This window comes from Streptomyces sp. NBC_00090, from assembly GCF_045160815.1.
GTDB lineage: Bacteria > Actinomycetota > Actinomycetes > Streptomycetales > Streptomycetaceae > Streptomyces.
Genome location: NZ_CP108224.1, coordinates 3,788,390 through 3,811,961, shown reverse-complemented (window position 1 = coordinate 3,811,961; position 23,572 = coordinate 3,788,390). Strand labels below are relative to the sequence as shown.

18 protein-coding genes and 1 tRNA gene are annotated in these 23,572 nt (G+C 71.9%); 10 read left to right on the top strand and 9 right to left on the bottom strand.

Annotated elements, in window-relative coordinates:
* Positions 1-47 precede the first annotated feature (47 nt).
* Positions 48-120: transfer RNA gene (locus OG361_RS16690), tRNA-Arg, on the bottom strand.
* A gap of 391 nt (positions 121-511) precedes the next feature.
* Here OG361_RS16690 and OG361_RS16685 point away from each other — a divergent pair.
* Positions 512-2,152, top strand: a complete 1,641-nt coding sequence (locus tag OG361_RS16685) for a class I adenylate-forming enzyme family protein (RefSeq protein WP_405862290.1) — start codon at positions 512-514, stop codon at positions 2,150-2,152.
* Here the strand turns inward: OG361_RS16685 and OG361_RS16680 are convergent.
* Positions 2,139-3,410: a M6 family metalloprotease domain-containing protein gene (locus OG361_RS16680; RefSeq protein WP_405854343.1), complete on the bottom strand. Its 1,272-nt coding sequence runs from the start codon at positions 3,408-3,410 to the stop codon at positions 2,139-2,141. The genes OG361_RS16685 and OG361_RS16680 overlap by 14 nt on opposite strands.
* A 382-nt stretch (positions 3,411-3,792) precedes the next feature.
* Here OG361_RS16680 and OG361_RS16675 point away from each other — a divergent pair, with 382 nt between their 5' ends.
* Entirely contained in the window at positions 3,793-4,458 is a 666-nt protein-coding gene (locus tag OG361_RS16675; RefSeq protein ID WP_405854341.1) for a TetR/AcrR family transcriptional regulator, read from the top strand.
* Positions 4,459-4,614: 156 nt separating this feature from the next.
* Positions 4,615-6,144, top strand: a complete 1,530-nt coding sequence (locus tag OG361_RS16670; RefSeq protein ID WP_405854339.1) for an MFS transporter — start codon at positions 4,615-4,617, stop codon at positions 6,142-6,144.
* A 123-nt stretch (positions 6,145-6,267) separates the two neighbouring features.
* Here OG361_RS16670 and OG361_RS16665 read toward each other — a convergent pair whose 3' ends face one another.
* Positions 6,268-6,774: a MarR family winged helix-turn-helix transcriptional regulator gene (locus tag OG361_RS16665; protein WP_405854337.1), complete on the bottom strand. Its 507-nt coding sequence runs from the start codon at positions 6,772-6,774 to the stop codon at positions 6,268-6,270.
* Between the two features lie 94 nt (positions 6,775-6,868).
* On the opposite strand from OG361_RS16665, the gene OG361_RS16660 reads away from it, so the two are divergent.
* Positions 6,869-7,666, top strand: coding sequence for a dioxygenase (locus tag OG361_RS16660; RefSeq protein WP_405854335.1), 798 nt, complete (start codon positions 6,869-6,871; stop codon positions 7,664-7,666).
* 87 nt (positions 7,667-7,753) lie between these two features.
* Here the strand turns inward: OG361_RS16660 and OG361_RS16655 are convergent, their stop codons facing one another.
* The gene (locus OG361_RS16655) at positions 7,754-8,782 is read right to left on the bottom strand and encodes a questin oxidase family protein (protein ID WP_405862288.1); all 1,029 of its coding nucleotides are present in this window, start codon (positions 8,780-8,782) and stop codon (positions 7,754-7,756) included.
* Between the two features lie 499 nt (positions 8,783-9,281).
* Here OG361_RS16655 and OG361_RS16650 point away from each other — a divergent pair, with 499 nt between their 5' ends.
* Positions 9,282-10,283: an RNA polymerase sigma factor RpoD/SigA gene (locus OG361_RS16650; RefSeq protein ID WP_405854333.1), complete on the top strand. Its 1,002-nt coding sequence runs from the start codon at positions 9,282-9,284 to the stop codon at positions 10,281-10,283.
* Positions 10,284-10,469: 186 nt separating this feature from the next.
* Here the strand turns inward: OG361_RS16650 and OG361_RS16645 are convergent, their stop codons facing one another.
* Positions 10,470-11,429 carry a helix-turn-helix transcriptional regulator gene (locus tag OG361_RS16645; protein ID WP_405862286.1) on the bottom strand — a complete coding sequence of 320 codons (960 nt, stop codon included), beginning with the start codon at positions 11,427-11,429 and terminating at the stop codon, positions 10,470-10,472.
* A 62-nt stretch (positions 11,430-11,491) separates the two neighbouring features.
* On the opposite strand from OG361_RS16645, the gene OG361_RS16640 reads away from it, so the two are divergent.
* Positions 11,492-13,030: an MFS transporter gene (locus OG361_RS16640; RefSeq protein ID WP_405854331.1), complete on the top strand. Its 1,539-nt coding sequence runs from the start codon at positions 11,492-11,494 to the stop codon at positions 13,028-13,030.
* 155 nt (positions 13,031-13,185) lie between these two features.
* On the opposite strand, the gene OG361_RS16635 is transcribed toward OG361_RS16640, so the two are convergent.
* A complete protein-coding gene (locus OG361_RS16635) occupies positions 13,186-14,622 on the bottom strand; it encodes a hypothetical protein (protein ID WP_405854329.1) in 1,437 nt (478 codons plus the stop codon).
* Between the two features lie 280 nt (positions 14,623-14,902).
* Between OG361_RS16635 and OG361_RS16630 the strand changes: the two genes are divergently transcribed.
* On the top strand, positions 14,903-16,087 hold the full coding sequence (locus tag OG361_RS16630) for a glycosyltransferase (RefSeq protein ID WP_405854327.1): 1,185 nt from the start codon (positions 14,903-14,905) through the stop codon (positions 16,085-16,087).
* 58 nt (positions 16,088-16,145) lie between these two features.
* Here OG361_RS16630 and OG361_RS16625 read toward each other — a convergent pair whose 3' ends face one another.
* The 3 genes from OG361_RS16625 to OG361_RS16615 form a co-directional block, all read right to left on the bottom strand.
* Positions 16,146-16,988 carry a DUF6227 family protein gene (locus OG361_RS16625; protein WP_405854325.1) on the bottom strand — a complete coding sequence of 281 codons (843 nt, stop codon included), beginning with the start codon at positions 16,986-16,988 and terminating at the stop codon, positions 16,146-16,148.
* Positions 16,989-17,094: 106 nt separating this feature from the next.
* Positions 17,095-18,192: a P1 family peptidase gene (locus OG361_RS16620; RefSeq protein ID WP_384571985.1), complete on the bottom strand. Its 1,098-nt coding sequence runs from the start codon at positions 18,190-18,192 to the stop codon at positions 17,095-17,097.
* A gap of 329 nt (positions 18,193-18,521) precedes the next feature.
* Positions 18,522-19,697, bottom strand: a complete 1,176-nt coding sequence (locus tag OG361_RS16615; RefSeq protein WP_405854322.1) for a low temperature requirement protein A — start codon at positions 19,695-19,697, stop codon at positions 18,522-18,524.
* Positions 19,698-19,736: 39 nt separating this feature from the next.
* Between OG361_RS16615 and OG361_RS16610 the strand changes: the two genes are divergently transcribed.
* From OG361_RS16610 to OG361_RS16600, 3 genes are all read left to right on the top strand, one after another.
* Positions 19,737-20,012, top strand: a complete 276-nt coding sequence (locus OG361_RS16610) for a hypothetical protein (protein WP_405854320.1) — start codon at positions 19,737-19,739, stop codon at positions 20,010-20,012.
* A 163-nt stretch (positions 20,013-20,175) separates the two neighbouring features.
* Entirely contained in the window at positions 20,176-21,246 is a 1,071-nt protein-coding gene (locus OG361_RS16605) for an MFS transporter (protein WP_405862284.1), read from the top strand.
* The gene (locus tag OG361_RS16600) at positions 21,243-23,567 is read left to right on the top strand and encodes a molybdopterin oxidoreductase family protein (RefSeq protein WP_405854318.1); all 2,325 of its coding nucleotides are present in this window, start codon (positions 21,243-21,245) and stop codon (positions 23,565-23,567) included. Before OG361_RS16605 ends, OG361_RS16600 begins: the two co-directional genes overlap by 4 nt.
* Positions 23,568-23,572 lie beyond the last annotated feature (5 nt).

Here is a 23,572-nt window from a genome sequence, read left to right as displayed (position 1 = left end):
AGGGCCAGCATCGGGGAAATCAATCCCTGAGCTGGCCCTTGGTGCTGTGCCCCCGGCAGGATTCGAACCTGCGACACCCGCTTTAGGAGAGCGGTGCTCTATCCCCTGAGCTACGAAGGCGAGGCGTGCTTGCCGCCGTCAGTGTAGCGGGTGGTGTGCCGGCCGCGTGGGGGAGATACCGCCGGCCGGGGGTGGCGTCGGGGCGGGTGTCTGCGTCGGGTGGGCGGGGTCAGGGAGGCGCCTCCGTCCCGGTGCGGGTGGGGCGGTTTGTTGCCGGGGCGCTTCTCTTCGGGGCGTGCTCCCGGAGTCGAGCCGGGTCTCCGGAGCCGCCGTTGTCGTTCGTCCGGGCTCCGCTCGCCAGGCCGGTCCTCCCTGCTTCGTCGATGCGGCCGGACCGTATCGTCGTCGATGTCCACCGGGAAGGGGACGGTCGCCGGACGGGTTGACCTGGCCGGGGGAGCCGCATAGCGTCGCGGCGCTGGGGTGAGCAAGCGCTTAGGAGGTCCTCGTGATGGTGTCCGGTGGGCAGGCGGGAGAGGCTCGGCTCAGCGCGCCCGGGGCGCCCTTCGCCGTCGAGGACGGGGTGTACGTCGGCGGGCCGCGGACCCTGCGGGAGTTCGTCGAGGTCGTCTGGGCCTATGGGGACCGGGTGTTCCTTGTTTCCGAGGAGCTGACCCTGACCTATCGGGAGTTCTTCGACGCCGCCTGTGGGCTCGCCCGGCGGCTCGTCGGGGAGTACGGGCTGCGCCCCGGGGACCGGGCCGTCGTCGCCATGCGGAACCTTCCCGAGTGGCAGGTCGCCTTCTGGGCCACCCAGCTCGCCGGGCTCGTCGCCGTGCCGCTCAACGCCTGGTGGACCGAGGACGAGTTCACGTACGCCCTCGACGACTGCGCGCCCGGCGTGCTGCTCGTCGACGGTGAGCGGGTTGCGCGCGTGCGGGGCTGGGCCGCCGAGCATGGTGTGCCCGGGGTGGTTTTCCGGGGGGAGGCGGAGGAGGGGTTCGTCGCTTATGTGGTCGATGACGATCCGCTGCTGGGGCCGCCGCTTGTCGACGTCCTGCCCGAGCACGACTCCACCATCGTCTACACCTCCGGCACCACCGGCCGGCCCAAGGGCGCCGTCGCCACGCACCTCGCGCAGGCCGGGGCCGCGATGAATCCCCGGTACTTCGCCGCCGCGGCCGCGCTGGCGCGCGGGGACGTGCCGGGGACGGGGCCCGCGCCCGTCTCGCTGACCACGTTTCCCTTCTTCCACGTGGCCGCTTTCACTTCCTTCTACGCCGTCATGGCGGCCGGCGGGACCCTGGTGATGATGCGGAAGTGGGATGCCCGTCAGGCCCTTGAGTTGATTCGGAAGCACGGAGTCACCCACTACGCGGGGGTGCCCACCACCGCGCTCCAGCTGCTCGACGCCGCCCGGAGCGTCGGCGACCCGCTGGAGAGCCTCACCCTTCTCAGCACCGGCGGCGCCGCCGCCCCGCCCGGGATCGTCGCCGGGATCACCTCCGGGTACGGGGAACGCGTCGAGCCCCGGAACGGCTACGGGCTGACCGAGACCTGTGGTGGGGTGCTCTCGAACGTCGGCGCCGAGTACCGGGCGCATCCGGGGAGCGTCGGGCGTCCCTCGCCCGCCACCGAGGTGCGGATCGACCGGCCCGACGGGGAGGGGGTGGGGGAGTTGTGGCTGCGCGGGCAGTCCTTGATCCGGGGGTATTGGAAGAACGAGGCCGCCACTCGGGCCGCCTTCACCGACGACGGGTGGTTCCGGACCGGGGACCTCGCCCGGGTCGACGAGGACGGGCGCGTCAGCGTCGTCGACCGGCTCACGGACATGGTGATCCGCGGCGGCGAGAACGTGTACTGCGTCGAGGTCGAAGGCGTTCTGCACGAGCATCCGGATGTCGTCGACGCCGCTGTTCTCGGCGTTCCGCATCCCGTGTTGGGGGAGGAGGTCGTGGCCGTCGTGCGATTGCGGGGTGGGGCGGACGACGGGACCGGTGCCGTCGTCGAGCGGTTGCGGGCGCACGTCGGTGCGCGGCTCGCCGCCTTCAAGGTGCCCGCCCGTGTCCTCGTACGGGAAGAGGAGCTGCCTCGGAATCCGACCGGGAAGATCCTGAAGCGGGAGTTGCGAGGGTCCTTCAGCGGCGCGTGACGCGGATGCGGTACGCGCCGCCCGTGTCCTCGCCGAGAATGCTTATCCGGATGCCGTTGGCGCGGTCCGTGAAGGTCTCGCCCGGGCGGTACGGGGCGTCCGACAGTTCCGCGTGGACGTTCGGGCGCCGGGTGCAGCCGCCGCTGGCGTGGTCGCTGTCGGACACGGTCACCGGGCCGTGGCCGGTGTCCACGTCGGACTCGACCCGGTAGACGAGCACGCCCTGCTCGCAGACCGCCTCGTCGTTGCCCTCCTTGCTGCGGACCTCGACCGCGTACCCCGACGTGCTGGAGAGCGGGACGAAAGCGAGCTTGGGCCCGCCGGCGACCGCCAGCGGGGTGAGGGTGTAGTCGCTGCTGCCGGGGCCCGACGCGCAGCTGACCTGGTCGTTGTCGAGCCAGCCCAGCTTCCACTTGTGCCAGCCGAGCAGATCGTTGTTGGCTCCCCAGTCCTCGGACATGATGTCCCAGTGGCCGACGGTGCCGCCGCCGTCCGAGGTGTACAGGTCGGGCAGGCCGAAGACGTGGCCGTTCTCGTGCGGCAGGACGCGGTAGCCGGTCTCGGAGAAGTTGCCGGAGCCGTCGTCCTGCCGGCTGTAGACGAAGGACGTGTTGGCGAGCGGCACGCCGTCGGCGTACGGGGCGTCGTCGTTGCCGGAGAAGGTCACAGACAGGACGGTGTCGAGGGCGGAGGGCCCGGCGTTCGGCGTGACCAGGACGTTGACCAGGTCGTACGCGCTGAAGTCCACCTCCGTGTCGGCGGCCTTCACGATGTCCTCGACGAGGGAGCGGTAGCCCGGCTCGTACGGTGAGCCGCGTTCGATCCCGTACGAGGAGAACGCGCGGGGCATCCGCAGCCAGTCGGGCATCGGCACCTCGGCCTTGTACTGCAGGCGCCCGTACGAGCTGGTGTGGAACCAGTCGGAGGTCTGCGGGAAGAACTCGCGGAAACGGCTCATCGCGGTGTCCTCCCCGACGGCGTCCGGGAAGTCGATCATGAGGTTGAGGGCCCTCACGCGGCCCGTGGAGCGTACGTATCCGGGGGCGGTGGGCAGCCCCTCCGACATCTGCACGCCCATCGTGGTGGCGATCCGGCACGGCCCGAGCTGGGCGCCGTTCGGCGCGGCGGCCACCGGTCCCGCCGACGCCGGCGCGGGGTCGGGGAGGGTGGTGCTCGCGGAGGCGAGCAGGGCGAAGGAGAGGGCCGTGGCCGCCGCCAGGGCGACGGGTCTGCGTATCCGTCGGCGGGGGTGCTGCATACGGGCGCCTCTCCGGTCGGGGCAGGTCTGCGGCACGGACCCCGTGCGGGGGGCTGGGATCCGCGTCGTGCGATCAGCCTGTGGCGAGTGGGTCGGGGGCGCGCGCCGGGTGGACCGATCGGTGGACCTGGTGGTGGGTCGTCGGTCGGTCTGGGGTGGGTCGTCGGTCGGTTCGCCGGGTGGTGGGTCGCGCGTGGGTATTCCGTGCGATGCGGCGGGTGTGACCCAGGTCACATCGCGAGGGGGAAATAAGCGGGGACCACGTCCCCGTTTAACCCTGTGTTCCGCGAAGTGGGGAATCCGTCCCCGGATGGCCACTCGTTCTCGGACGGCCGCTCTCTCCCGGACGGCCGATGACTGTTGACCTTGAGGAGGTCGTGGCGTGACCAGCACCCAGGACACCGCGCCCGTCCGCCGCGTACCCCGCCCGCGCGCCGACGCCCTGCGCAACCGCGAGCGGATCGTGACGACGGCCCGCGAGATGTTCGTCGAGTTCGGCCCCCAGGTGCCGTACGACGAGGTGGCGCGCCGCGCCGGAGTCGGGAACGCCACCCTCTACCGGAACTTCCCCGAGCGTCTCGACCTCGTCCGCGAGGTCGTCCTCTCCCTCATGGCCCGCGTCACCGAGCTCGCCGAGCGCGCCGCCGAGGAGGAGTCCGACACCTTCGCCGCCCTCCGCCGCTTCACCCACGCCGCCGCCGACGAACGCATCGGCGCGCTCTGCCCGATGCTCGACGGCGCCTTCGACAAGGACCACCCCGACCTGACCATCGAGCGCGAGCGACTTGAGGAGGCCGTCCAGGGCCTCGTCGAGCGGGCGCAGCGGGCCGGCCGGCTCCGCTCCGACGTCGGTGTCGGGGACCTGATGGTGGCGGTCTCCCAGCTGACGCGGCCCCTGCCAGGCACGGCCTGCATCGACTTCGACCAGTTCGTCCACCGCCATCTGCAGTTGTTCCTCGACGGCCTGGAGGCGCCCGCGCGCTCCGAGCTGCCGGGGACGGCCGCCACTCTGGAGGACCTGAGACGCGACTCCTGCCGGCAGCCGTGACGTCCCGCCCCGCGAGGTCATGCCCGCGAGGTCCTGCCCATGACGTCCCGCCCGTGACGTCCCGCTCATGACGTCCCGCCCGTGACGAATTCCTAGCGCTTCCCCCAGCCCTTTACGTCCTTTTTCACCTGTACGCGCCAAGAGGTGGCTACCCCCATGTCCAAAATCCCCGAGAGCCCCGCGATCCAGGCCGACCCCGGCCGCTGGAAAGCGCTCGTCTTCATCGCCCTCGCCCAGCTGATGGTCGTGCTCGACGCGACGATCGTGAACATCGCGCTGCCCTCCGCCCAGCAGGACCTCGGGATCTCGGACGGCAACCGGCAGTGGGTCATCACCGCCTACGCCCTCGCCTTCGGCGGTCTCCTCCTCTTCGGCGGCCGCATCGCCGACCTGTGGGGCCGCAAGCGCACCTTCGTCGTCGGCCTGATCGGCTTCGCCGCCGCCTCCGCCCTCGGCGGGGCCGCGAACGGCGAGGCCATGATGCTCGGTGCCCGTGCGCTCCAGGGCGCCTTCGGCGCGCTCCTCGCGCCCGCCGCGCTCTCGCTGCTCGCCGTGACCTTCACCGACGGCAAGGAGCGGGCCAAGGCCTTCGGCATCTACGGCGCGATCGCCGGTGGTGGCGGCGCCGTGGGCCTGATCCTCGGCGGCTTCCTCACCGAGTACCTGAACTGGCGCTGGACCTTCTTCGTCAACATCCCGTTCGCGATCGTCGCCGCCGTCGGCGCGTACCTCGTCATCCGCGAGCCCGCGGGCGGCCGCAACCGCGCCACGCTCGACATCCCCGGCGTGATCCTCTCCACCCTCGGTCTGGTCGCGCTCGTCTACGGCTTCACGCGCGCCGAGTCCGCGGGCTGGAGCGACGCCGGCACGATCGGCCTCTTCGTCGGCTCCGGCGTGCTGCTCATCGCCTTCGTGCTGACCGAGTCGATGGTCAAGTCCCCGCTGCTGCCGCTGCGCGTCGTGACCGACCGCAACCGCGGCGGTGTCTACCTGTCGCTGGGTCTCGCCGTCATCGCGATGTTCGGCCTCTTCCTCTTCCTGACCTACTACCTCCAGATCGTGAAGGGGTACTCGCCCGTCATGACGGGCTTCGCGTTCCTGCCCATGATCGCGGGCATGATCGTCGGCTCGACCCAGATCGGTACGCGGCTGATGACGCGGGTCCCGCCGCGGCTGCTCATGGCCCCCGGCTTCCTGACCGCCGCCGTCGGCATGCTGCTCCTCACCCAGCTGGAGGTCGACACCTCGTACGCCGGTCTGATCCTGCCCGCGCAGCTGCTGCTCGGCCTGGGCATGGGTACGGCGTTCATGCCGGCGATGTCGCTGGCGACGCTCGGGGTGGACCCGCGGGACGCCGGTGTGGCCTCCGCGATGGTCAACACCTCGCAGCAGGTCGGCGGCGCCATCGGTACGGCCCTGCTGAACACGATCGCCGCCTCGGCGACCACCGCGTACCTGGCCGACCACGCGGCCGGCGCGACCACCCCGGACGCCCAGAAGCTGCTCCAGCTCCAGGGCATGGTGGAGGGCTACTCCGCGGCCATCTGGTGGGCCGTCGGCATCCTGGTCGTCTCGGCCTCGATCGCCTTCGTGCTCATCACCACCGGGAAGCCGGAGACCGGAGTGGTCGCCGGGTCCGGTGAGGGCGCGGACGACGAGCTGAAGGTGCCGGTCATCGCCCACTGATCCGCCCACTGATCCGCGTACGGTTCCGCGTACGGATTCCGCGTACGGATCCTCCGTTTCTCCGTCCGCCCCGGTTCCGCCTGCTCGGCGGGGCCGGGGCAGACGTCTGTCCGGGGCGCGTGCTCAGCGGAGCCAGGGCAGGTCCGCGTCCGGATCCGCCGGTTCGAGACCCTCGGCCATCACCCGCATGATCTCGCCGAGCTGCCGCACCTGCTCCGGGGCGAGCCGGTCGAACAGGGCCTGGCGTACGGCTGACACATGGCCGGGCGCGGTGCGACGCAGGACGTCCATCCCCTCGTCCGTGAGCCGGGCGAACTGGCCGCGCTTGTCGGAGGGGCAGTTCTCGCGCAGCACCCAGCCGTTCTTCTCCAGCCGGGCGATCGCGTGGGAGAGGCGGGATCGGGTGATCTTGGCGCTCTTGGCGAGCTCGGTCATCCGCAGCCGTCGGCGGGGTGCCTGGGAGAGCTGGACGAGCAGCCCGTAGTAGATGTGCGGCATCCCGGCGTCGCGTTGCAACTGGCGGTCGAGGTGATCCTCCAGGAGCGTGGTGGCGTGCAGGTACGAGCGCCAGACGTGCTGCTCCTCGTCGCTGAGCCAGCGGGGTTCGGTCATGTCTCCCATGGTGCCCATCGTACGACTCATCCTTGAAAGTTGAACTATATCGGTCTACGCTGTGCGTGCAGTGAGCTTGAAGTTTCAAGAACCGGAACCGGAGGTGGTCGCCATGGACGCCACGCTCGAACGGATGCCCGCCCTCTACCTGTCCCACGGCGCCCCGCCTCTCGCCGACGACCCGGTCTGGCCCGGCCAGCTCGCCGCCTGGTCCGCGCGGCTGCCGCGGCCCAGGGCGATCCTCATGGTCTCCGCTCACTGGGAGGAGGCCCCGCTCGCCCTCGGCGCCACCGAGACCGTGCCCCTCGTCTACGACTTCTGGGGCTTCCCCGAGCACTACTACCAGGTCCGTTACGGGGCTCCCGGCGCCCCCGCGCTCGCCGAGGCCGTCCGCAAGCTGCTCCGCGCGCCCGGCACGCCCGTGCAGGACATCCCCGACCGGGGGCTCGACCACGGCGCCTACGTGCCGCTCGTCGAGATGTTCCCGGGCGCCGACATCCCCGTACTCCAGATCTCCATGCCCACCCTCGACCCGCGCCGGCTGATGGACATCGGCCGCAAGCTCGCCCCGCTGCGCGACGAGGGCGTCCTGATCGTCGGCAGCGGCTTCTTCACCCACAACCTCGCCGCCCTCCGCCACACCGGCGGCGGGGTGCCGGGCTGGTCCGCCGAGTTCGACGACTGGGGGCACCGCGCCCTGGCGGCCCGGGACGTCGACGCGCTCCTCGACTTCGAGCACAAGTCCCCGGCCGGACGCCTCGCCCACCCGCGTACGGAACACTTCGCCCCCCTCTTCGTCACCATGGGCGCGGCGGACGCGGCCGGCGACCTCGACGCGGAGCGGTCCGTGATCGACGTGATCGACGGCTTCTGGATGGGGCTCGCGAAGCGGTCCGTCCAGTTCGGGTAGTCGGTGGGGGTTGGTGGAGTGGCCGGTGGAGAGGCCGGTGGAGATCGATAGGGGCCGGTAGAGGCCGGTAGAGGCCGGTAGGGGGCGTCAGAAGACCGGCGGGTTCAGCTCTATCGAGCGGACGGCCGCCGCCAGCGCGAGCGGGTCGCCCACGTCGAGCGCCGTGTCGGTGAACTTGATCGTGTGGTCGTCGCCGTGCGCCGCCGCCCTCGCGAAGACCTCCTCGGAGGTGAGGGCGGTGTCCTCGAAGCGGGCCGCTTCCGGCGGGGTGTAGGCGGCGGTCACCGCGGCCGCCGCCGTCCACGCCGCCGCCAGGCTCGGCGCCCACAGCTCGCGGGGGAGCGCGGGCAGCGCGCGCAGGACCGCGTTCGGTGCGGTCGCCGTGTGGACCAGCATGATCGGCTCGCCGTGGCCGTGGGTCGCGTACCGGTGCGTGGCCGCCGTCACCAGCTCGGTGAGCAGCTCCTTCGCCGTGTTTGGGTCCGGGGCCGCGCCCCACCGCGGGAACGCCGTCAGCTGGTCGAGCCGGTTCCGGATTCCGCCGTCCTGCTCCGCGACCGGCGGTACGGCGTCCAGGGCGGCCGCCGCGCTCGGTGCCACGGCCAGCGGGGCGAGCGGGGGCAGCGGCTGGTGGCGGGCCGCCCAGTAGCCGAGGGCGTGCGCCAGCTCGGCGCGGCGCGGCGCCGTCTCCGGGGAGGTCAGCAGCGTCCGTACGGCGTGACCGGTGCGGATCACCGGGTGCGTCGCACCGGCCGCGATCCCGGGCAGCAGCCGGGGCCACCACACGGCGAGGACCTCGCGCCAGGGACGGGCCTCGGGACCGTCGAGCTCCCGCGCGAAGAAACGCGTCCAGTCGGTGATCCGGGACGGGTCGCCGAGGGCCTCGCGCCACTCCTCCGCCGTGACGGGGCGGTTCGCGGGCGGCAGGTCCTCCAGCTTGTGCGCGTAACGGTCGAGCCAGCGGTGCACGGTCGGGGCCTGGCCGTTGCGGACCAGCGCCTCGACGGCCATCGGGGCGTGGTTGGTGAGCCAGCCGTTGCGCTCGGGGCCGGTGGTGTGGAGGCGTTCGAGGGCCTCGTCGAGGATGCCGGTCGTGTTGTCCCCCGTGCCGGTCATGTCGTCGCCCGTTGCGGTCGTGTCGCCCGTTCCGGTCGCGTTGTCCCCCGTTCCGGTCGTGTCGCTCACGTCGGTCGTGTCGCTCACGTTGCTCATGGGGACGACGCTAGGGCGGGTCGGCGCGGGGCGTAACGGGCTCGGGACCTAGGCCTCGGGGCCGAGGCGGAGGGGGCCTCCGGCGCGCTTTCCGGGACTTTCGTCGGGCAACCACCGCGGCCGACCCCGCGTCTGAAGAGATGGCGCCGCATGTGATCGCGGTCTCACCGACAGTGTGGTCGGGGGCCCCGCGAGCGGCGCCGCGTCACCCTCTGTGCCTGGTCTGACCTGCGACTCCGTGGGTGTCCGAGGCATGCCCGAAGGGGCGGCGGCCGCGCAGGATACTGCATGATCGCGAAAATCCATGTGCCTGGTGGGAATTCTGTCCTGATTCCAGTCGTTGTTTCCGTCGGATGCAGGGCACCCGAAAGGGTGTCGCGACCTACTCAGCAAGGGAGCACGCATGGCAACCCGTGCCGTCGCCCGTCGTCAGACCTCCGCCAAGAGCGGGGCCGGTCGGGCAAGCAGCGTTCGCGCCGTGGGCGGGGACATCGCCGACCGCGACCTGGTCGGCATGTACCTCGACGAGATCGCACGCACACCCCTGCTCGACGCCGCCAAGGAGGTCGAGCTCTCCCAGACGATCGAGGCGGGCGTGTACGCCCAGCAGATCCTGGACGGGGGCATAGACAGCGAGGCGGGCGGAGCGGCCCGAGAGGAGCTCGAAGCGCTGGTCGCCGAGGGCGAGCGTGCCAAGGACCTCTTCATCAAGTCCAACCTGCGGCTCGTGGTCGCCGTCGCGCGGCGCTACCCCCGCAGCGGGCTGCCGCTGCTCGACCTGATCCAGGAGGGGAACGCGGGCCTGGTGCGCGCGGTCGAGAAGTTCGACTACGCGAAGGGCTTCAAGTTCTCCACGTACGCGACGTGGTGGATCCGCCAGGCCATCACCCGGTCGATCGCCGACCAGTCCCGGACGATCCGGCTCCCCGTCCACCTGGTGGAAGAGCTGGGCCGTATCCGCCGGGTGCAGCGCGAGTTCAACAGGGAGAACGGCCGTGAGCCCGAGCCCGCCGAGATCGCGACGGAGCTCGGCTCGACGCCGGAGCGGGTCACGGACGTCCTGGACTGGGCGCGCGACCCGGTCTCGCTGAACATGTCGGTGGACGACGAGGGCGAGACGCAGTTCGGCGACCTGCTCGAGGACACCTCGGCGATCTCGCCGGAGCAGTCGGTGCTCACGCTGCTGCGCAGCGAGGAGCTCGACGACCTCATCGCCAAACTCGACCACCGGACGGCGTCGATCATCCGCATGCGGTACGGGATCGAGGACGGCCGCGAGCGGACGCTGACGGAGGTCGGGAAGGAGCACGGGCTGACGCGCGAGCGGATCCGCCAGATCGAGAAGCACGCGCTGCTGGAGCTGAAGAAGATGGCCCACGACACGGGCTTCGACCAGGTGGCCTGATCGGCGGGACAGCCCCTGCGGAACGCCGAGCGGGCGGCGACGTTGGTGGCGACGCGGCCGGCGAGGTGGGCGGCGACGCGGTGCCGGCGATGTGGGCGGCGATGTGGGCGGCGACGTGGGCGGCTCGGAGTGCCACAAGAGGCCCGGGGACGGAAGTCCCCGGGCCCCTGTCTCTTCCCCCGTCCCCTACCCCCGCGTCGACGCCGCCAGGCGGGTCGCCAGGTCCTCGACGTAGCCGTGGAGGGTCGGCGGGCCGTGGATCGTGAAGGGGGCGTCCACCAGGGCCAGGCGGAGGGCCAGCCATTCGACGGAGTCGTTGGAGCGGGTGCGCAGGCGGCAGGTGGCGGGGCTCGTCGCGGTGGGGACCAGGTGGGACGGGAGGCGGGCCGTCACGAAGTCGGCCGGGGCCTCGAAGGTGACGTCCAGCTCCAGTTCGGCCTGGGTGCGGGACATGGAGCGGACCAGGAGCTGGGCCGCGTCGCCCGCCGGGAGTTCGCGCGGGGTGAAGCGCGCGCCCGTGGCGAGCGGGTCGCTCACCCGGTCCACCCGGAAGGTCCGCCAGTCCGCGCGCTCCAGGTCGTACGCGACGAGGTACCAGCGGTGCCCGGTCGAGACCAGCCGGTACGGCTCGACCAGCCGTTTCGTCTCGGCGCCGTCGCCCGCCCGGTAGCCGAAGCGCAGCTTCTCCCGCCCCGTGACCGTGCCCGCCAGGGTCGTCAGGGTGGCGGGCGCGACCGTGGCGCCGTCGCCCCGGGTCAGCGGCAGCGTCGCGTTCTGGAGGGTGGAGACCCGGTGGCGGAGCCGCGAGGGCAGCACCTGCTCCAGCTTGGCCAGGGCCCGTACGGACGCCTCCTCCACGCCCTCGATGGCGTGCCCCGCACCGGCGCGCAGGCCGACGGCGATCGCGACGGCCTCCTCGTCGTCGAGGAGGAGCGGCGGCATGGCCGTACCGGCGACGAGGCGGTAGCCGCCGACCGCGCCGAGGGTCGCCTCGACCGGATAGCCGAGGTCCCGGAGCCGGTCGATGTCCCGGCGGATGGTGCGAGGGGAGACCGAGAGCCGTTCGGCGAGCTCGCTTCCGGGCCACTCGCGCGGCGTCTGGAGGAGCGACAGCAGATTCAGGAGTCGAACCGGGGTGTCCGTCATGTCTTCCAGGATGCGGCTCATCTAGGACATCATTTGACCTAGATGACTTCTATCTTCTTCGTATGAGTTCACACGAAGCCGTCACGGACGCGGCCCCCACGGACACGAGCGACAAGAGGCGGTGGATCGCCCTCGCCATCGTGATGACGGCGGCCTTCATGGATCTGGTCGACGCCACGATCGTCAACATCGCGATCCCCAGCATCGAGCGGGACCTCGGCGCCTCCTTCGGGGCCATCCAGTGGATCACCGCCGGATACGCGCTCGCCTTCGCGGCGGGGCTGATCACCGGCGGTCGGCTCGGTGACATCTACGGCCGCAAGCGGCTCTTCCTCCTCGGCACCGCCGGCTTCACGCTCGCCTCGGCGCTCTGCGGCTTCGCGGCCAACCCGGAGATGCTGGTCGCCTCCCGCCTCCTCCAGGGCGCGGCGGCGGCGATGATGGTGCCGCAGGTCCTCTCGATCATCCACGTCACCTTCCCGGCGCACGAGCGCGGCAAGGTCTTCGGGATGTTCGGCGCGATCATCGGCCTCGGGGCCGTCTCGGGTCCGCTGCTCGGCGCGCTGCTCACGCAGTGGAACATCGCCGGTCTGGAGTGGCGCCCGATCTTCCTGATCAACCTTCCGGTCGGCATCGCGGGCCTGATCCTGGGCCGGAAGTTCATCAGCGAGTCGAAGGCGCCGAAGGCGCTCCGCCTCGACGTCGTCGGCATGCTCCTGGTGACGGCGGCGCTGCTGATGCTGATCTACCCGCTGACGCGCGGCCGTGAGCTGGACTGGCCGCTCTGGGGCCACCTGATGATGGCCGGCAGCCTCCTCGTCTTCGCCGCCTTCGTCGTCTACGAGAAGTACAAGACGAAGAAGGACGGTTCGCCGCTCGTCGAGCTGTCGCTGTTCAAGGTGAAGAGCTTCGCGGCCGGTATCGCCGTGCAGCTGACCTTCGGTGTCGTGCTCGGCATCTTCTTCCTGGTCTGGACGCTGTACATGCAGATCGGGCTCGGCTGGAGCCCGTTGAAGGCGGGCCTCACCGGGGTGCCGTTCTCGATCGCGGTCTCCGTGGCCGCCGGTCTCTCGGTGCAGAAGCTGGTGCCGCGCTTCGGCCGGAAGGTCCTCCAGGCGGGTGCGCTGACGATGATCGCGGGCGTCCTGCTCTACCTCTTCGAGGCGGGCCGGTACGGGACCGGGATCGAGCCCTGGCAGATGATCCTGCCGCTCGTGGTCATGGGCCTGGGCATGGGCCTGATCGTGGCCCCGCTGACGGACGCGGTGCTCTCGGAGGTGCCGAGGGAGCACGCGGGCTCGGCCTCGGGCCTGATCAACACGACGGGGCAGATGGGCAACGCGCTCGGCCTCGGTCTGGTGTCGGTCGTCTTCTTCGGCGTCATCGACGACAGGAACCTGGAGCAGGCGCCGGCCGGGACGGCGGCGGCGTTCACGGACGCGTTCCAGAACTCGCTGGGCTGGGCGGCGGGCGTGCTCGCCGCGATCTTCCTGGTGATGTTCGCGCTGCCGGCGAAGCCGAAGCAGCACCTGGAGGGCGGCGACGCCGAGGGCGACGAGACCCCCGGTTCCGTCGAGAAGGAGCCGGCGCTCACGCACTGACGTGGCTGCCGCGTCCTGAGAGGGGCCCTGGTCCCGGGATTCGTCCCGGGGGCGGGGCCCTTCGGCATACCCGCCCCCGCCCGGGCAGGAGGGGCGGACGGAGAGGGGCGGTGCGCACCGTGGGCGCACCGCCCCTCCTCGCTGTCACCGGACCGTCAGGACCGCTTCGGCTTCGGGGCCTTCGGCAGGTGGTTCGGATCGGCACCGCTCAGGCCGAACCGCTTCAGGTCGCCCTGTGTGGGGCTCACGAGGAGCGCCCACACCTCGTTGCATGCGAGCGTGTCGGCGTCGGGATCGACTTCACACAGGGTCTCGTACACGTCACCGGTCCTGGTCAGCACCTGGACAGACGTGTCCCCGGCCTGATTGCTGACCGAGACGGAACAGGCGTCCGTCGGGTAGCTGTCCTCGGGGTCGCCGTCGGTCAGGTCGTACCAGACGAAGTCGCTCACGGTGGGACTGATCTGGCGGATGCCCGCGAAGGTGATCCCGTTGTGGATCGCGGCCTTGACCTCGTTGCTGTTGTTCGGCGCGTAGGCGTCGACGTCGTTGCACGGCCCGGTCGGTCCGGTGGCTCCCGTCGCACCCGTGGCTCCGGTTGCGCCGGTGGCGCCGGTGGCGCCGGTGGCTCCGGTGGCCCCGGTCTCGCCCGTGGCTCCGGTGGCTCCGGTCGCGCCCGTCGGGCCGGTGGGGCCCGTCTCGCCCGTGGGGCCGGTCTCGCCGGTGGCTCCCGTGGCTCCGGTGGCTCCGGTCGCGCCGGTCGGGCCGGTGGGGCCGGTCTCGCCCGTGGGGCCGGTCTCGCCGGTGGCGCCGGTGGCTCCGGTCTCGCCGGTCGCACCTGTGGCTCCGGTGGGGCCGGTCTCACCGGTAGCGCCGGTGGCTCCGGTCTCGCCCGTGGCTCCCGTGGCGCCGGTGGCTCCGGTCTCGCCCGTGGCTCCCGTGGCGCCGGTGGCTCCGGTCTCGCCCGTGGCTCCCGTGGCGCCGGTGGCTCCGGTCTCGCCCGTGGCTCCCGTGGCACCCGTGGCGCCGGTGGCTCCGGTCTCGCCGGTGGCACCCGTGGCACCCGTGGCGCCCGTGGCACCGGTCGCGCCCGTGGCGCCCGTGTTCCCCGTCGGCCCTGTGGGGCCGGGCGGTCCGGTCGGGCCTGTCGGGCCTGTCGGGCCGACCTTGCAGTCGTCGCCGCCGCCCTGGGCCGCGGGCAGGGCGCGGGACTGGGAGCCTTCGATCAGGGGCTGGATCTCGTTGTCCAGGAACTCCTGGAGGTCACCGGTGGCCGGTGAGCCGCCCTGTCCGGCGTGGCGCGGGCCGCCCTGGTGCTCCCACGGGGGCGGTCCGTCCTGGTGGTGCGGCGGCGGTCCGTCCTCGTGGTGCGGGGGCGGTCCGTCCTGGTGGTGCGGGGGCCGCTCCTCGCAGTGGTCGCCGTTCGGCGGGCCCGCCATCGCCCTACCCGGGGAGTTGCCCAGGGCGGCCGTCGCAGGTGAGGCGAAGCCCGTGAGGACGAGTGCGACAGAGGCGATGGCCCCGCCGACGATCCACGGGCGTCGTCGGGGCAGGGGGCCCAGCGGGGACCTGGTCCTGGCATCAGGACGCATGCATGCTCCTTCCTCCACCGGCCGCTCTGCGGCCGGTTCGACTGATGTCCAAGAAGCGTGTTCGCGCTTCTCTAATCGGATCATCGGATCGCGCTTGCGAAGGCTTGACCGTCTCGTGGCACTCCCAACGCCATGGCGTATCGCTCTTAGCCGAATGGATGCGTACGCGAAGGCGAATTTCGAACCGCTCATCGGCGTGCCTTCGCGGCTTCCCGCGAAGTCGTCCGTAGGGTCGCCCACCCCCCACAGCTCTCCCGCCCCCACCGGAAGTGGTGTTGCCGTGCAGCCGTCCATCTGCCTGTGCATGATCGTCAAGAACGAGGCCGCCGTCATCGAGCGCTGCCTCGCCTCCGTCCGCGGTCTCGTGGACACCTGGGTCATCTCCGACACCGGTTCCACCGACGGGACCCAGGAGCTGATCCGTACCGCCCTCGCCGGCATCCCGGGCGAGCTGCGCGAGGAGCCGTGGGTGAACTTCGGCCACAACCGCAGCCTGAACATCGCGCACGCCCGCGGCCGGGCCGACTACCTGCTGCTCCTCGACGCCGACCACGTCCTGCGACAGGACGGCCCGCTGCCGGACCTGACGGCCGCGGACGCGCACATGATCCGGCACGAGGGCGCCCTCGAGTACCGGATCAAGCGCCTGGTCAGGAGTGATCTGCCCTGGCGGTACGAGGGGGTCACCCACGAGTACCTGACCGCCGACCGGGACCACGTGCAGCGGAACCTGGACGCCCTGGTCATCGAGGACTACGCCGACGGCGGCTCGCGCCACGACAAGTTCGAGCGCGACGCCCGACTCCTCAGCGCCGAGCTCGACCGGGATCCGACCAACCCCCGCACGGTCTTCTACCTCGCGCAGACACTGCGCGACATGGGCCGCCCCGGCGAGGCCGTCCCCCTCTACGAGCGGCGCGCGGCCATGGGCGGCTGGGGCGAGGAGGTCTACTACTCCCTGCTCCAGGCCGGTGTCCTCACCGCCGAGTCCGGTGACTGGCCCGCGGCCCAGGACACCCTCACCCGGGCCTGGGAGTCACGCCCGCAACGGCTGGAGGCCTGTTACGAGCTGGCCGCGCGGCTGCGGAAGGCGAGGCGCCACCACTCCGCCCACGCGATCGTCTCCGCCGTCGTCGACCGGCAGCCGCCCGCCGACGACCTGCTGTTCCTCCAGCCCTGGGTGTACCGGTGGGGGCTGCTCTTCGAGTACTCGATCACCGCGTACTGGACCGGCGACCACGCCGCTTCGCTCGCCGCCTGCGACCGGCTGCTCGCGCTGCCGGACCTGCCGAAGGCGTACCGCGAACAGACCCGTGCCAACCGGGCGTTCGCCGTGGGGAAGCTGGCCGAGGCCGGAGTCGACGTGGACGCCCTGGCTCCCGCCCCCGCCCCCGTTCCCGACCCTGCTTCCGCCTCCGCCTCCGCCTCCGCCTCCGACTCCGACCCCGCCCCCGCGCTCGTCTGACGAGGCGCAGGGGCGGGGCCAGGGGCGGGGCCAGAGGCGGAGGCCCGAGTGCCGGAGGTCAGCGGACGCGGGAGCGGGACTCCATCGCCTCGCGGGCCGCGCGCTCGGACTCGTACACCTCGCACATGTGCCGCCCGTCGGGGGTCGAGGTGTGCTCGACCTCCCACAGGCTGATCTCGCTGCCGTCGAGCAGCAGGAACTGGTGCTCGTAGAGGGTGAATCCGGCGTCCCGGCCCCCCTCCACCGGGCACTGCCGCCCGAACGCCTGCGTGATGTGGTGCGCGAACGCCAGGCGGAGCCGCCGGGCCGTCCGCTCGCCCGGCCGGTTCACGTTCTCCGCGCGTCGCAGGACGCGGCGCGCGTGGTCCGCGGAGTTGTCCGGCACGTACATCCGGGGCTGGGCGGGTATGGGGCGGGCGAGCAGGAGGCTCAACAGCTCCATGTCGTCGTCATCGTCGAGGGCGCGACCGTCGGCGCGCTCCGCCGTCCAGCCGGGCAGCGGCCCGGCCGGCAGTCGGGAGGCGGCGAGCCGGGCCTCGGACTCCTCCATGTACAGCTCGTGCTGCTCGGCGCCGTCCCGGCCGGCGTTGTGCGTGAGCTCCCAGACGCTGAGCGCGCTGCCGTCGGCGAGCAGGTACGTGTGGCGGTAGGTGGTGCGGTGCAGCGACGCGCTGTGGTGCGAGGAGTGCAGCGCGCTGGAGTGGGCGAGCGCCGTGCCGAGGCGCTCGACGGTGGAGTCGGGCAGGTCGAAGGAGTTGAGCGCCTGGCCGAGGAGCCGCTCAAGGTGCGTCTCGGTCGTCTCGTAGGGATCGTGAGGATCCTGCGGATCGTTCAAGAGGGTCTCCAGGCCGTCGCCGCATGTCACTTGGTGCTTGCTAAACGTAGTCCCTGGGTCTGACATCGTGTCCGGGGTTCAGCAAAACGAAGGGCGCACACCGGAAGTTCCCGCCGGGTTCTCCGTCAACTCCCTTGTAGTTACCGGGAGTACGGTGGTGACGGGGTGGCGATCAGGACGGGTTCGCCGGGTTCGCACCGGGGCCGTACAGCTCGCCGTACGAGGGGAAGTCGCCGCCCGGGCCGCGCAGCCCGCCCGGCGCCGCGAGCAGCGCCCGGACGATCGCCCGGGTCACCAGGTCCGCGCCGGCGGCCAGGATCTCGTTCAGGGCGAGCGGACCGGCCTCCTCCGGCAGCTCGCGCCGCCCGGTGGCGAGCGCGAAGACCGTGTCCCCGTCGTTCATCAGGTGCACCGGACGCACCGCGCGCGCGATGCCGTCGTGCGCCGTACCGGCGACCTTCTGCGCCTGCGCGCGGGTGAGCACCGCGTCCGTGGCGACGACCGCGAGCGTCGTGTTCAGCGGGGGAGGCGCGCTCGCCGCCCGGGCCTCCGCGAGCCGCCGCAGAGCCGCCTCGTGCACCGCCTCCGCCGGGAGTTCGGGCCTGCCGCCCTCGGGCCCGCCCTCGAAGTAGCTGCCGTACGGGACGCCCGTCGCCGGGTCGACGGCGGAACCGACCGCGTTCACGACGACCAGCGCGCCGACGGTGATCCCCGACTCCAGGACCGTGCTCGCCGTCCCCACCCCGCCCCGCATTCCGCCGACCACGGCGCCGGTGCCCGCGCCGACCGCGCCCGTCTCCACGCGCGCGTGGTCCCCGCTCGCGTCGGCGGCCTCCGCCGCCGCCCGCCCCGTCGTCGCGTCCGGGCGGGCCGAGAAGTCACCGCCCCGCCCCAGGTCGAAGACGCAAGCGGCGGGCACCACCGGCACCACGTGGGACGGGTCGGGGCCCACCCGCACGCCCCGGTGCCGCTCCTCCAGCCAGGCCATGACCCCGCCGGCCGAGTCCAAGCCGTACGCGCTGCCGCCGGTCAGGACGACCGCGTCGATCCGCTGGACCACGTTCCGCGGGTCGAGGGCGTCCGTCTCCCGCGTGCCCGGCCCGCCGCCCCGGACGTCCACGGCGGCGACGGCCCCGCCCTCCGGGGCCAGGACGACCGTGGTGCCGCTCAGCGCCCCGGGCCCGGCCACGCGCGCGTGCCCCACGCGCACCCCGCCCACATCGGTGATCGCGTCCCGGCCGGGCCTGTCCGTCTCCTCGGGCTGTGTCATGTCCCCTGCCTACCATGCGGCTTGGGCCAGCGCCTGGCTCAGCTCATGGCTCAGCGCCTGGCGCAGCACCTTGGCCCAGCGCTTGGGGCCGAGACGGGCGACCGGGCCCGCCGACGCCGACCGGGCGCCGACAGCCCTTGGCGGCGCCTGGCCCGGGCAGCGCTCACCCCCTGAGGCGAGCGCCGACCCCGTCGGCGGCGCGGGCCAGGGTGGTCTTTCCGCTGGCGGGGAGCCCGGAGACGACCACGAAGGCGCTGTTCGCCATCGCGTCACCGGGTCCAGGATCATGGCCGGATCGTCACCCAGGGGCGGGCGGACCCTCCAGGGCCTCAGACGGCCCTGGCGCGGGTCGCCGGGTTCCGGGCGGTCAGGGTCACCCCGGTCGCGACCGTGGCCGCCGCGACGAGTCCGGCGGCGAGGACCGCCCAGCTGCCCGCGAAGGTGCACAGCAGGATGGCGAGCGAGGCGACGGGCAGGACCAGTTGCTGGGCGATGCCGATCTTGAAGTAGCGCGCGTGCAGCAGCCACACGGAGAGCAGGAACACGGCCGCCGGGATGGTCACGGCGGCCGACGCGGCGAGCGTCGAGAGGTGGGCCTCGCCCACGGCCTGCTCGACGGCGATCTCCAGGCCCGCGCCGACGGCGGCGGCCGAGGCGAAGATGACGTAGTGGCCGTAGCCCCAGAGGAAGCCCTGGCGGCTGGAGATCAGCCGGTCGTGGGCGGGCACGACGAAGTAGATCCACCAGGCGGCGAAGACGAGGAGGAGGCCGCCGACGGCGATCGGCAGGAGCTCGCCGAGGGCGTCGTTCTCGACCACGCCGGACTTCACGGCGACGGTCGCGGCGGCGACGGTCTCGCCGAGCACGATGATGGTGAACAGCCCGTACCGCTCGGCGATGTGGTGCGGGTGCCAGGTGCTCGGGGCGTCCTTCTCCGCGTACACGGGCACGGCCATCTCGGCCAGCGCCATGACGAGGAAGATCCAGCCCCGGGCGGGCTCGGGCGCGAGGACCAGCGCGAGCCAGCCGATCTGGACGGCGACGACCCCGCCCGCGTACCGGCGGCACATCGTGCGCTCGGCGGGGTCGGTGGCGTGGTGGGCGGCGCGCAGCCACTGGAAGGCGAGCGCGAGCCGCATGACGAGGTAGCCGAGGTAGACGACGAGGAAGTCGTGCTCCTGGAAGGCGCGCGAGACGCCGGCGGCGAGGATGAGGACGCCGGCGATCTGGACGAGCGTGACGACGCGGTAGAGGACGTCGTCGTTGTCGTAGGCCGAGGCGAACCAGGTGAAGTTCATCCACGCCCACCAGATCGCGAAGAAGACCATCGCGTAGTTGAGGATCCCCTCGCCGGTGTGGCCCTCGGCGACCGCGTGCACGAGCTCGGCGCCGGCCTGCGCGACGGCGACGACGAAGCAGAGGTCGAAGAAGAGTTCCAGAGGGGTGGCGGCCCGGTGCGACTCCTCGCGGGAGCGCGCGGTGAGGGGGAGGAACGGTTGTGTCATGCGCCCCAGCACAGCAGAGGGGTCGGCGCGTCCTGTCGTATGCCACGCGGTACGGGGACGGGGACGGCGACGTCGTACTCGTACGGGGACGGGGATGGGAGCGGGCATCGCCTTGAGCTCGCCGAGGGCGCGGATCTGCTCGGAGAGCTCCTCAACGTCTCCCGCGTGGACATCCTCCCCTTCCACAAGCTCGACGAAGCGAAGTGGCAGGCACTCGCCAAGCCGTTCACCCTGCACGACACCCCGTCCCCGACGCCCGAGCAGGTCACCGAGGTCCGCGAGGTCTTCCTTTCCCACGGCCTGTACGCCGTCTGAGACCTGCGCGCCGTCCGAGCGACGCGCCCACCCCGGCACCTCTCAAAACAGGACGAAACCGGACGTACGCACTTACCGTGGCCGCGTGACCGAGCCACCGCAGACAGCCGAGCCGAGCCCCACACCCGGAAACCCGGCAGGAGACCCCGCCCCCACCACCCCCGTGGCCGGTGGCCCCTCGGCCGCCGGCCCCGCGCCGCAGACCCCCGCCGCCGTGCGCCGCCGAGCGTCCCTCGTGGGTGTCGTCGTCTCCGTGCTCCTGATCCTCGCGATCGTCCTCGGCAGCCGCCTGCTCCGCGACTTCGACTCGGCCCTCCTGCCCTACGCCGTCGCCACGGTCTTCCTCGCCTTCGGTGTCGCCTACCGCTACACCGTCTGGATCTCCGCCCCCGGCGCCCGCCGGCTCTTCCGGCAGGGCTGGCGCTCCTTCTTCTCCGCCGCGAACTTCCGCAGGGCACCCACCGCCCTGCCCAGGATGATCGCCACCTACCTCGGCTTCCAGAAGTTCCTCGGCGCCCGCTCCCACGCCCGCTGGGCCGCCCACCAACTCGTCTTCTGGGGCTGTCTGCTCGCCGCCGCGATCACCTTCCCCCTCACCTGGGGCTGGTTCACCTTCACCTCGTCCACCGGCTCGGGACCCGGCTACGAGATGCGGATCTGGGGCTTCAAGATCATCGGCTTCGACGCCCTCAGCGTCCTCGGCTGGCTCATGTTCCACGGGCTCGACATCGCCGCCGTCCTCGTCATCGCCGGCGCCGCCTACTTCCTCTGGCGCCGCATGAAGGACCGCGGAGCCATCACCGGCCAGCGCTTCGCCTACGACCTGGTGCCCCTCATCGCCCTCATCGTCATCTCCGTGACGGGGCTGCTGCTCACCTTCTCGTCGATCTTCCTGCACGGCGGCGACTACGAGTTCCTCGCCGTCCTCCACATGGTGTCCGTCGTCTTCACCCTCATCTACATCCCCTTCGGGAAGTTCTTCCACATCGTCCAGCGGCCCGCGGCCGTCGGCATGCAGCTCTTCAAGTACACCTCCCGCCGCAAGGACGAAGCGGTCCTCGGCTGCCGCCGCTGCCACGAACCCATCGACACCGCCCCCTACGTCGAGAACCTCCAGGGCACCATGCGCGACCTCGACCTGGGCTTCGACGAGTGGGCCGAGTACTGCCCCCGCTGCAAGCGCGTCCTTCGCGGCAACGCCTACCTCGACCAAGTCAAGAAGGGCTTCAAGTGACCGCGACCGACCCCGCGACCACCCCCGGGCAGCCGCTGCCGCTCGATCCCTCCCTCGCACCGCCCGGCACCCGCAACTTCCGCGACGCCGGCGGCATCCCCGCCGACCGCTGGCACGCCGACCAGAACGGCGAGACGCTCGTCCCCACCCACTGCTGCTTCTGCGGCGTCCAGTGCGGCATGTACCTCCGCGTCGACCGCGGCGGCAAGGTCTTCGGCGTCGAGCCCCGCAACCACGACATCAACCGCATGCGGCTCTGCCCCAAGGGCATCAACGCCTACCAGCAGGTCAACCACCCCGACCGGCTCACCGCCCCCCTCATGCGGAGCAACCGCGACGAGGAGTTCCGCGAGGTCAGCTGGGAAGAGGCCCTCGACCACACCGTCGCCGAGATCCGCCGCATCCAGGGCGAGTACGGCAACGACGCCTTCGGGCTCCTCGGCGGCGCCAGCCTCTTCTCCGAGAAGACCTACCTCGTCGGCAAGTTCGCCCGCGTCGCCCTCAAGTCCCGGCACGTCGACTACAACGGCCGTCTCTGCATGGTCTCCGCCGCCGGAGCCAACAAACTCGCCTTCGGCATCGACCGCGCCGGCAACCCCTTCTCCGACATCCTCCTCACCGACTGCCTCCTCATCGCCGGCTCCAACGTCGGCGAGTGCTTCCCGGTGATGACCCAGTACCTGTGGGGAGCCCGCGACCGCGGCGCCACCCTCATCGTCGTCGACCCCCGCGAGACCGCCGTCGCCCGCACCGCCGACGTCCACGTCGCCATCAAGCCCGGCACGGACTCCGCCTTCTTCAACGCCGTCCTCCACGTCGTCGTCGCCGAAGGCCTCACCGACGAGACCTACCTCGCCGCCCACGCCACCGGCTGGGAGGAGGTCAGGAGGACCGTCGCCGACTATCCGCCCTCCCGCTCCGCCCAGATCTGCGGCGTCCCCGAGGAACAGATCGTCCAGGTCGCCCGCATGTTCGCCGGCGCGGGCAAGGCCATGGCCTGGCACGCCCGCGGCGTCGAACACCACTCCCAGGGCGTCGAGAACTGCCTCTCGATCATCAACCTCTGCGTCGCCACCGGGCACATCGGCAAGCCCGGCGCCGGCTACGGCACCATCACCGGCCAGGGCAACGGCCAGGGCGGCCGCGAACACGGCCAGAAGTCCGACCTGCTGCCCGGCGGCCGCTCCATCACCAACCCCGAGCACCGCCGCCAGATCTGCGAGATCTGGGGCGTCGACGAGGCCGAACTCCCCCTCGCCGGCACCTCCATGATGGAGATGGTCTGGCAGATGCAGCGCCGGGAGATCCGCGGACTCGTCGGCATCTGCAACAACCCCTTCGTCTCCCTGCCCAACTACGCCACCGTCAAGGACGGCTACGACACCCTCGAGTTCCACGCCCAGTTCGACTTCTTCCTCTCCGAGACCGCCGCCAACGCCCACGTCGTCTTCCCCGTCACCGTCTGGGCCGAGGACGAGGGCGTCATGGCCAACGCCGAGGCCCGGGTCGTCAAGCACAACAAGGCCCAGGAGCCCCCGGCCGGCGTCCGCACCGACACCTGGGTCATGTGCGAACTCGCCAAACGGCTCGGCGCGGGAGACAAGTTCGACTTCCCGGACTCCCGCTCCGTCTTCGAGGAGCTCCGCATCGCCTCCGCGGGCACGGTCAACGACTACTACGGCATCACCTACGAGCGCCTGGAGGAGACCGGCGGCATCGCCTGGCCCTGCCCGAGCACCGAGCACCCCGGCACCCCGCGCCTCTTCGAGGACGGAACGACCTACCACCCCGACGGCAAGATCCACCTGCAGGTCGTCGAATGGCACCCGCCCATGGACCCGTACAGCGAGGAGTACCCCCTCTCGCTCACCACCGGCCGGACCGTCGCCCACTTCCTCTCCGGCAACCAGACCCGCCGGCTCGGCGCCCTCGTCGAACAGACCCCCCGCCCCTGGGTCGAGGTCCACCCCTCCCACGGCTTCCGCAACGGCGACCCCGTCCGCGTCGTCACCCGCCGCGGCAGCGAGGTCTTCCCCGCCCTCGTCACCGAGGCCATCCGCCCCGACACCGTCTTCGTCCCCTACCACTGGCCCGTCCCCACCGCGGCCAACGCCCTCACCATCGACGCCCTCGACCCGCGCTCCAAGATCCCGGAGTACAAGGTCTGCGCCGCCCGCATCGAGGCCGCCGAACGCATCGACGAGGTCCCCGCCCCGCCCACCGCTCCCGGACACCAGGCCTACCCGGAGACCCAGGTCTCCCGCACCGACCCGCTGCCCCCCACCTCCCCCCAGGGCCGCGGCACCTCGGAGAGGAGCTGACCCGC

What these genes read in the sequence shown, in the direction of transcription:
- OG361_RS16670 (WP_405854339.1), top strand. Translation starts at nt 4,615, where the DNA reads ATGTCCAAAATCCCCGAGAGCCCCGCGATCCAGGCCGACCCCGGCCGC.
- OG361_RS16610 (WP_405854320.1), top strand. Translation starts at nt 19,737, where the DNA reads ATGCCACGCGGTACGGGGACGGGGACGGCGACGTCGTACTCGTACGGG.
- OG361_RS16620 (WP_384571985.1), bottom strand. Translation starts at nt 18,192, where the DNA reads ATGACACAGCCCGAGGAGACGGACAGGCCCGGCCGGGACGCGATCACC.
- OG361_RS16665 (WP_405854337.1), bottom strand. Translation starts at nt 6,774, where the DNA reads ATGGGCACCATGGGAGACATGACCGAACCCCGCTGGCTCAGCGACGAG.
- OG361_RS16640 (WP_405854331.1), top strand. Translation starts at nt 11,492, where the DNA reads ATGAGTTCACACGAAGCCGTCACGGACGCGGCCCCCACGGACACGAGC.
- OG361_RS16635 (WP_405854329.1), bottom strand. Translation starts at nt 14,622, where the DNA reads ATGCGTCCTGATGCCAGGACCAGGTCCCCGCTGGGCCCCCTGCCCCGA.
- OG361_RS16655 (WP_405862288.1), bottom strand. Translation starts at nt 8,782, where the DNA reads ATGACCGGCACGGGGGACAACACGACCGGCATCCTCGACGAGGCCCTC.
- OG361_RS16680 (WP_405854343.1), bottom strand. Translation starts at nt 3,410, where the DNA reads ATGCAGCACCCCCGCCGACGGATACGCAGACCCGTCGCCCTGGCGGCG.
- OG361_RS16615 (WP_405854322.1), bottom strand. Translation starts at nt 19,697, where the DNA reads ATGACACAACCGTTCCTCCCCCTCACCGCGCGCTCCCGCGAGGAGTCG.
- OG361_RS16685 (WP_405862290.1), top strand. Translation starts at nt 512, where the DNA reads ATGGTGTCCGGTGGGCAGGCGGGAGAGGCTCGGCTCAGCGCGCCCGGG.
- OG361_RS16625 (WP_405854325.1), bottom strand. Translation starts at nt 16,988, where the DNA reads ATGTCAGACCCAGGGACTACGTTTAGCAAGCACCAAGTGACATGCGGC.
- OG361_RS16660 (WP_405854335.1), top strand. Translation starts at nt 6,869, where the DNA reads ATGGACGCCACGCTCGAACGGATGCCCGCCCTCTACCTGTCCCACGGC.
- OG361_RS16645 (WP_405862286.1), bottom strand. Translation starts at nt 11,429, where the DNA reads ATGACGGACACCCCGGTTCGACTCCTGAATCTGCTGTCGCTCCTCCAG.
- OG361_RS16650 (WP_405854333.1), top strand. Translation starts at nt 9,282, where the DNA reads ATGGCAACCCGTGCCGTCGCCCGTCGTCAGACCTCCGCCAAGAGCGGG.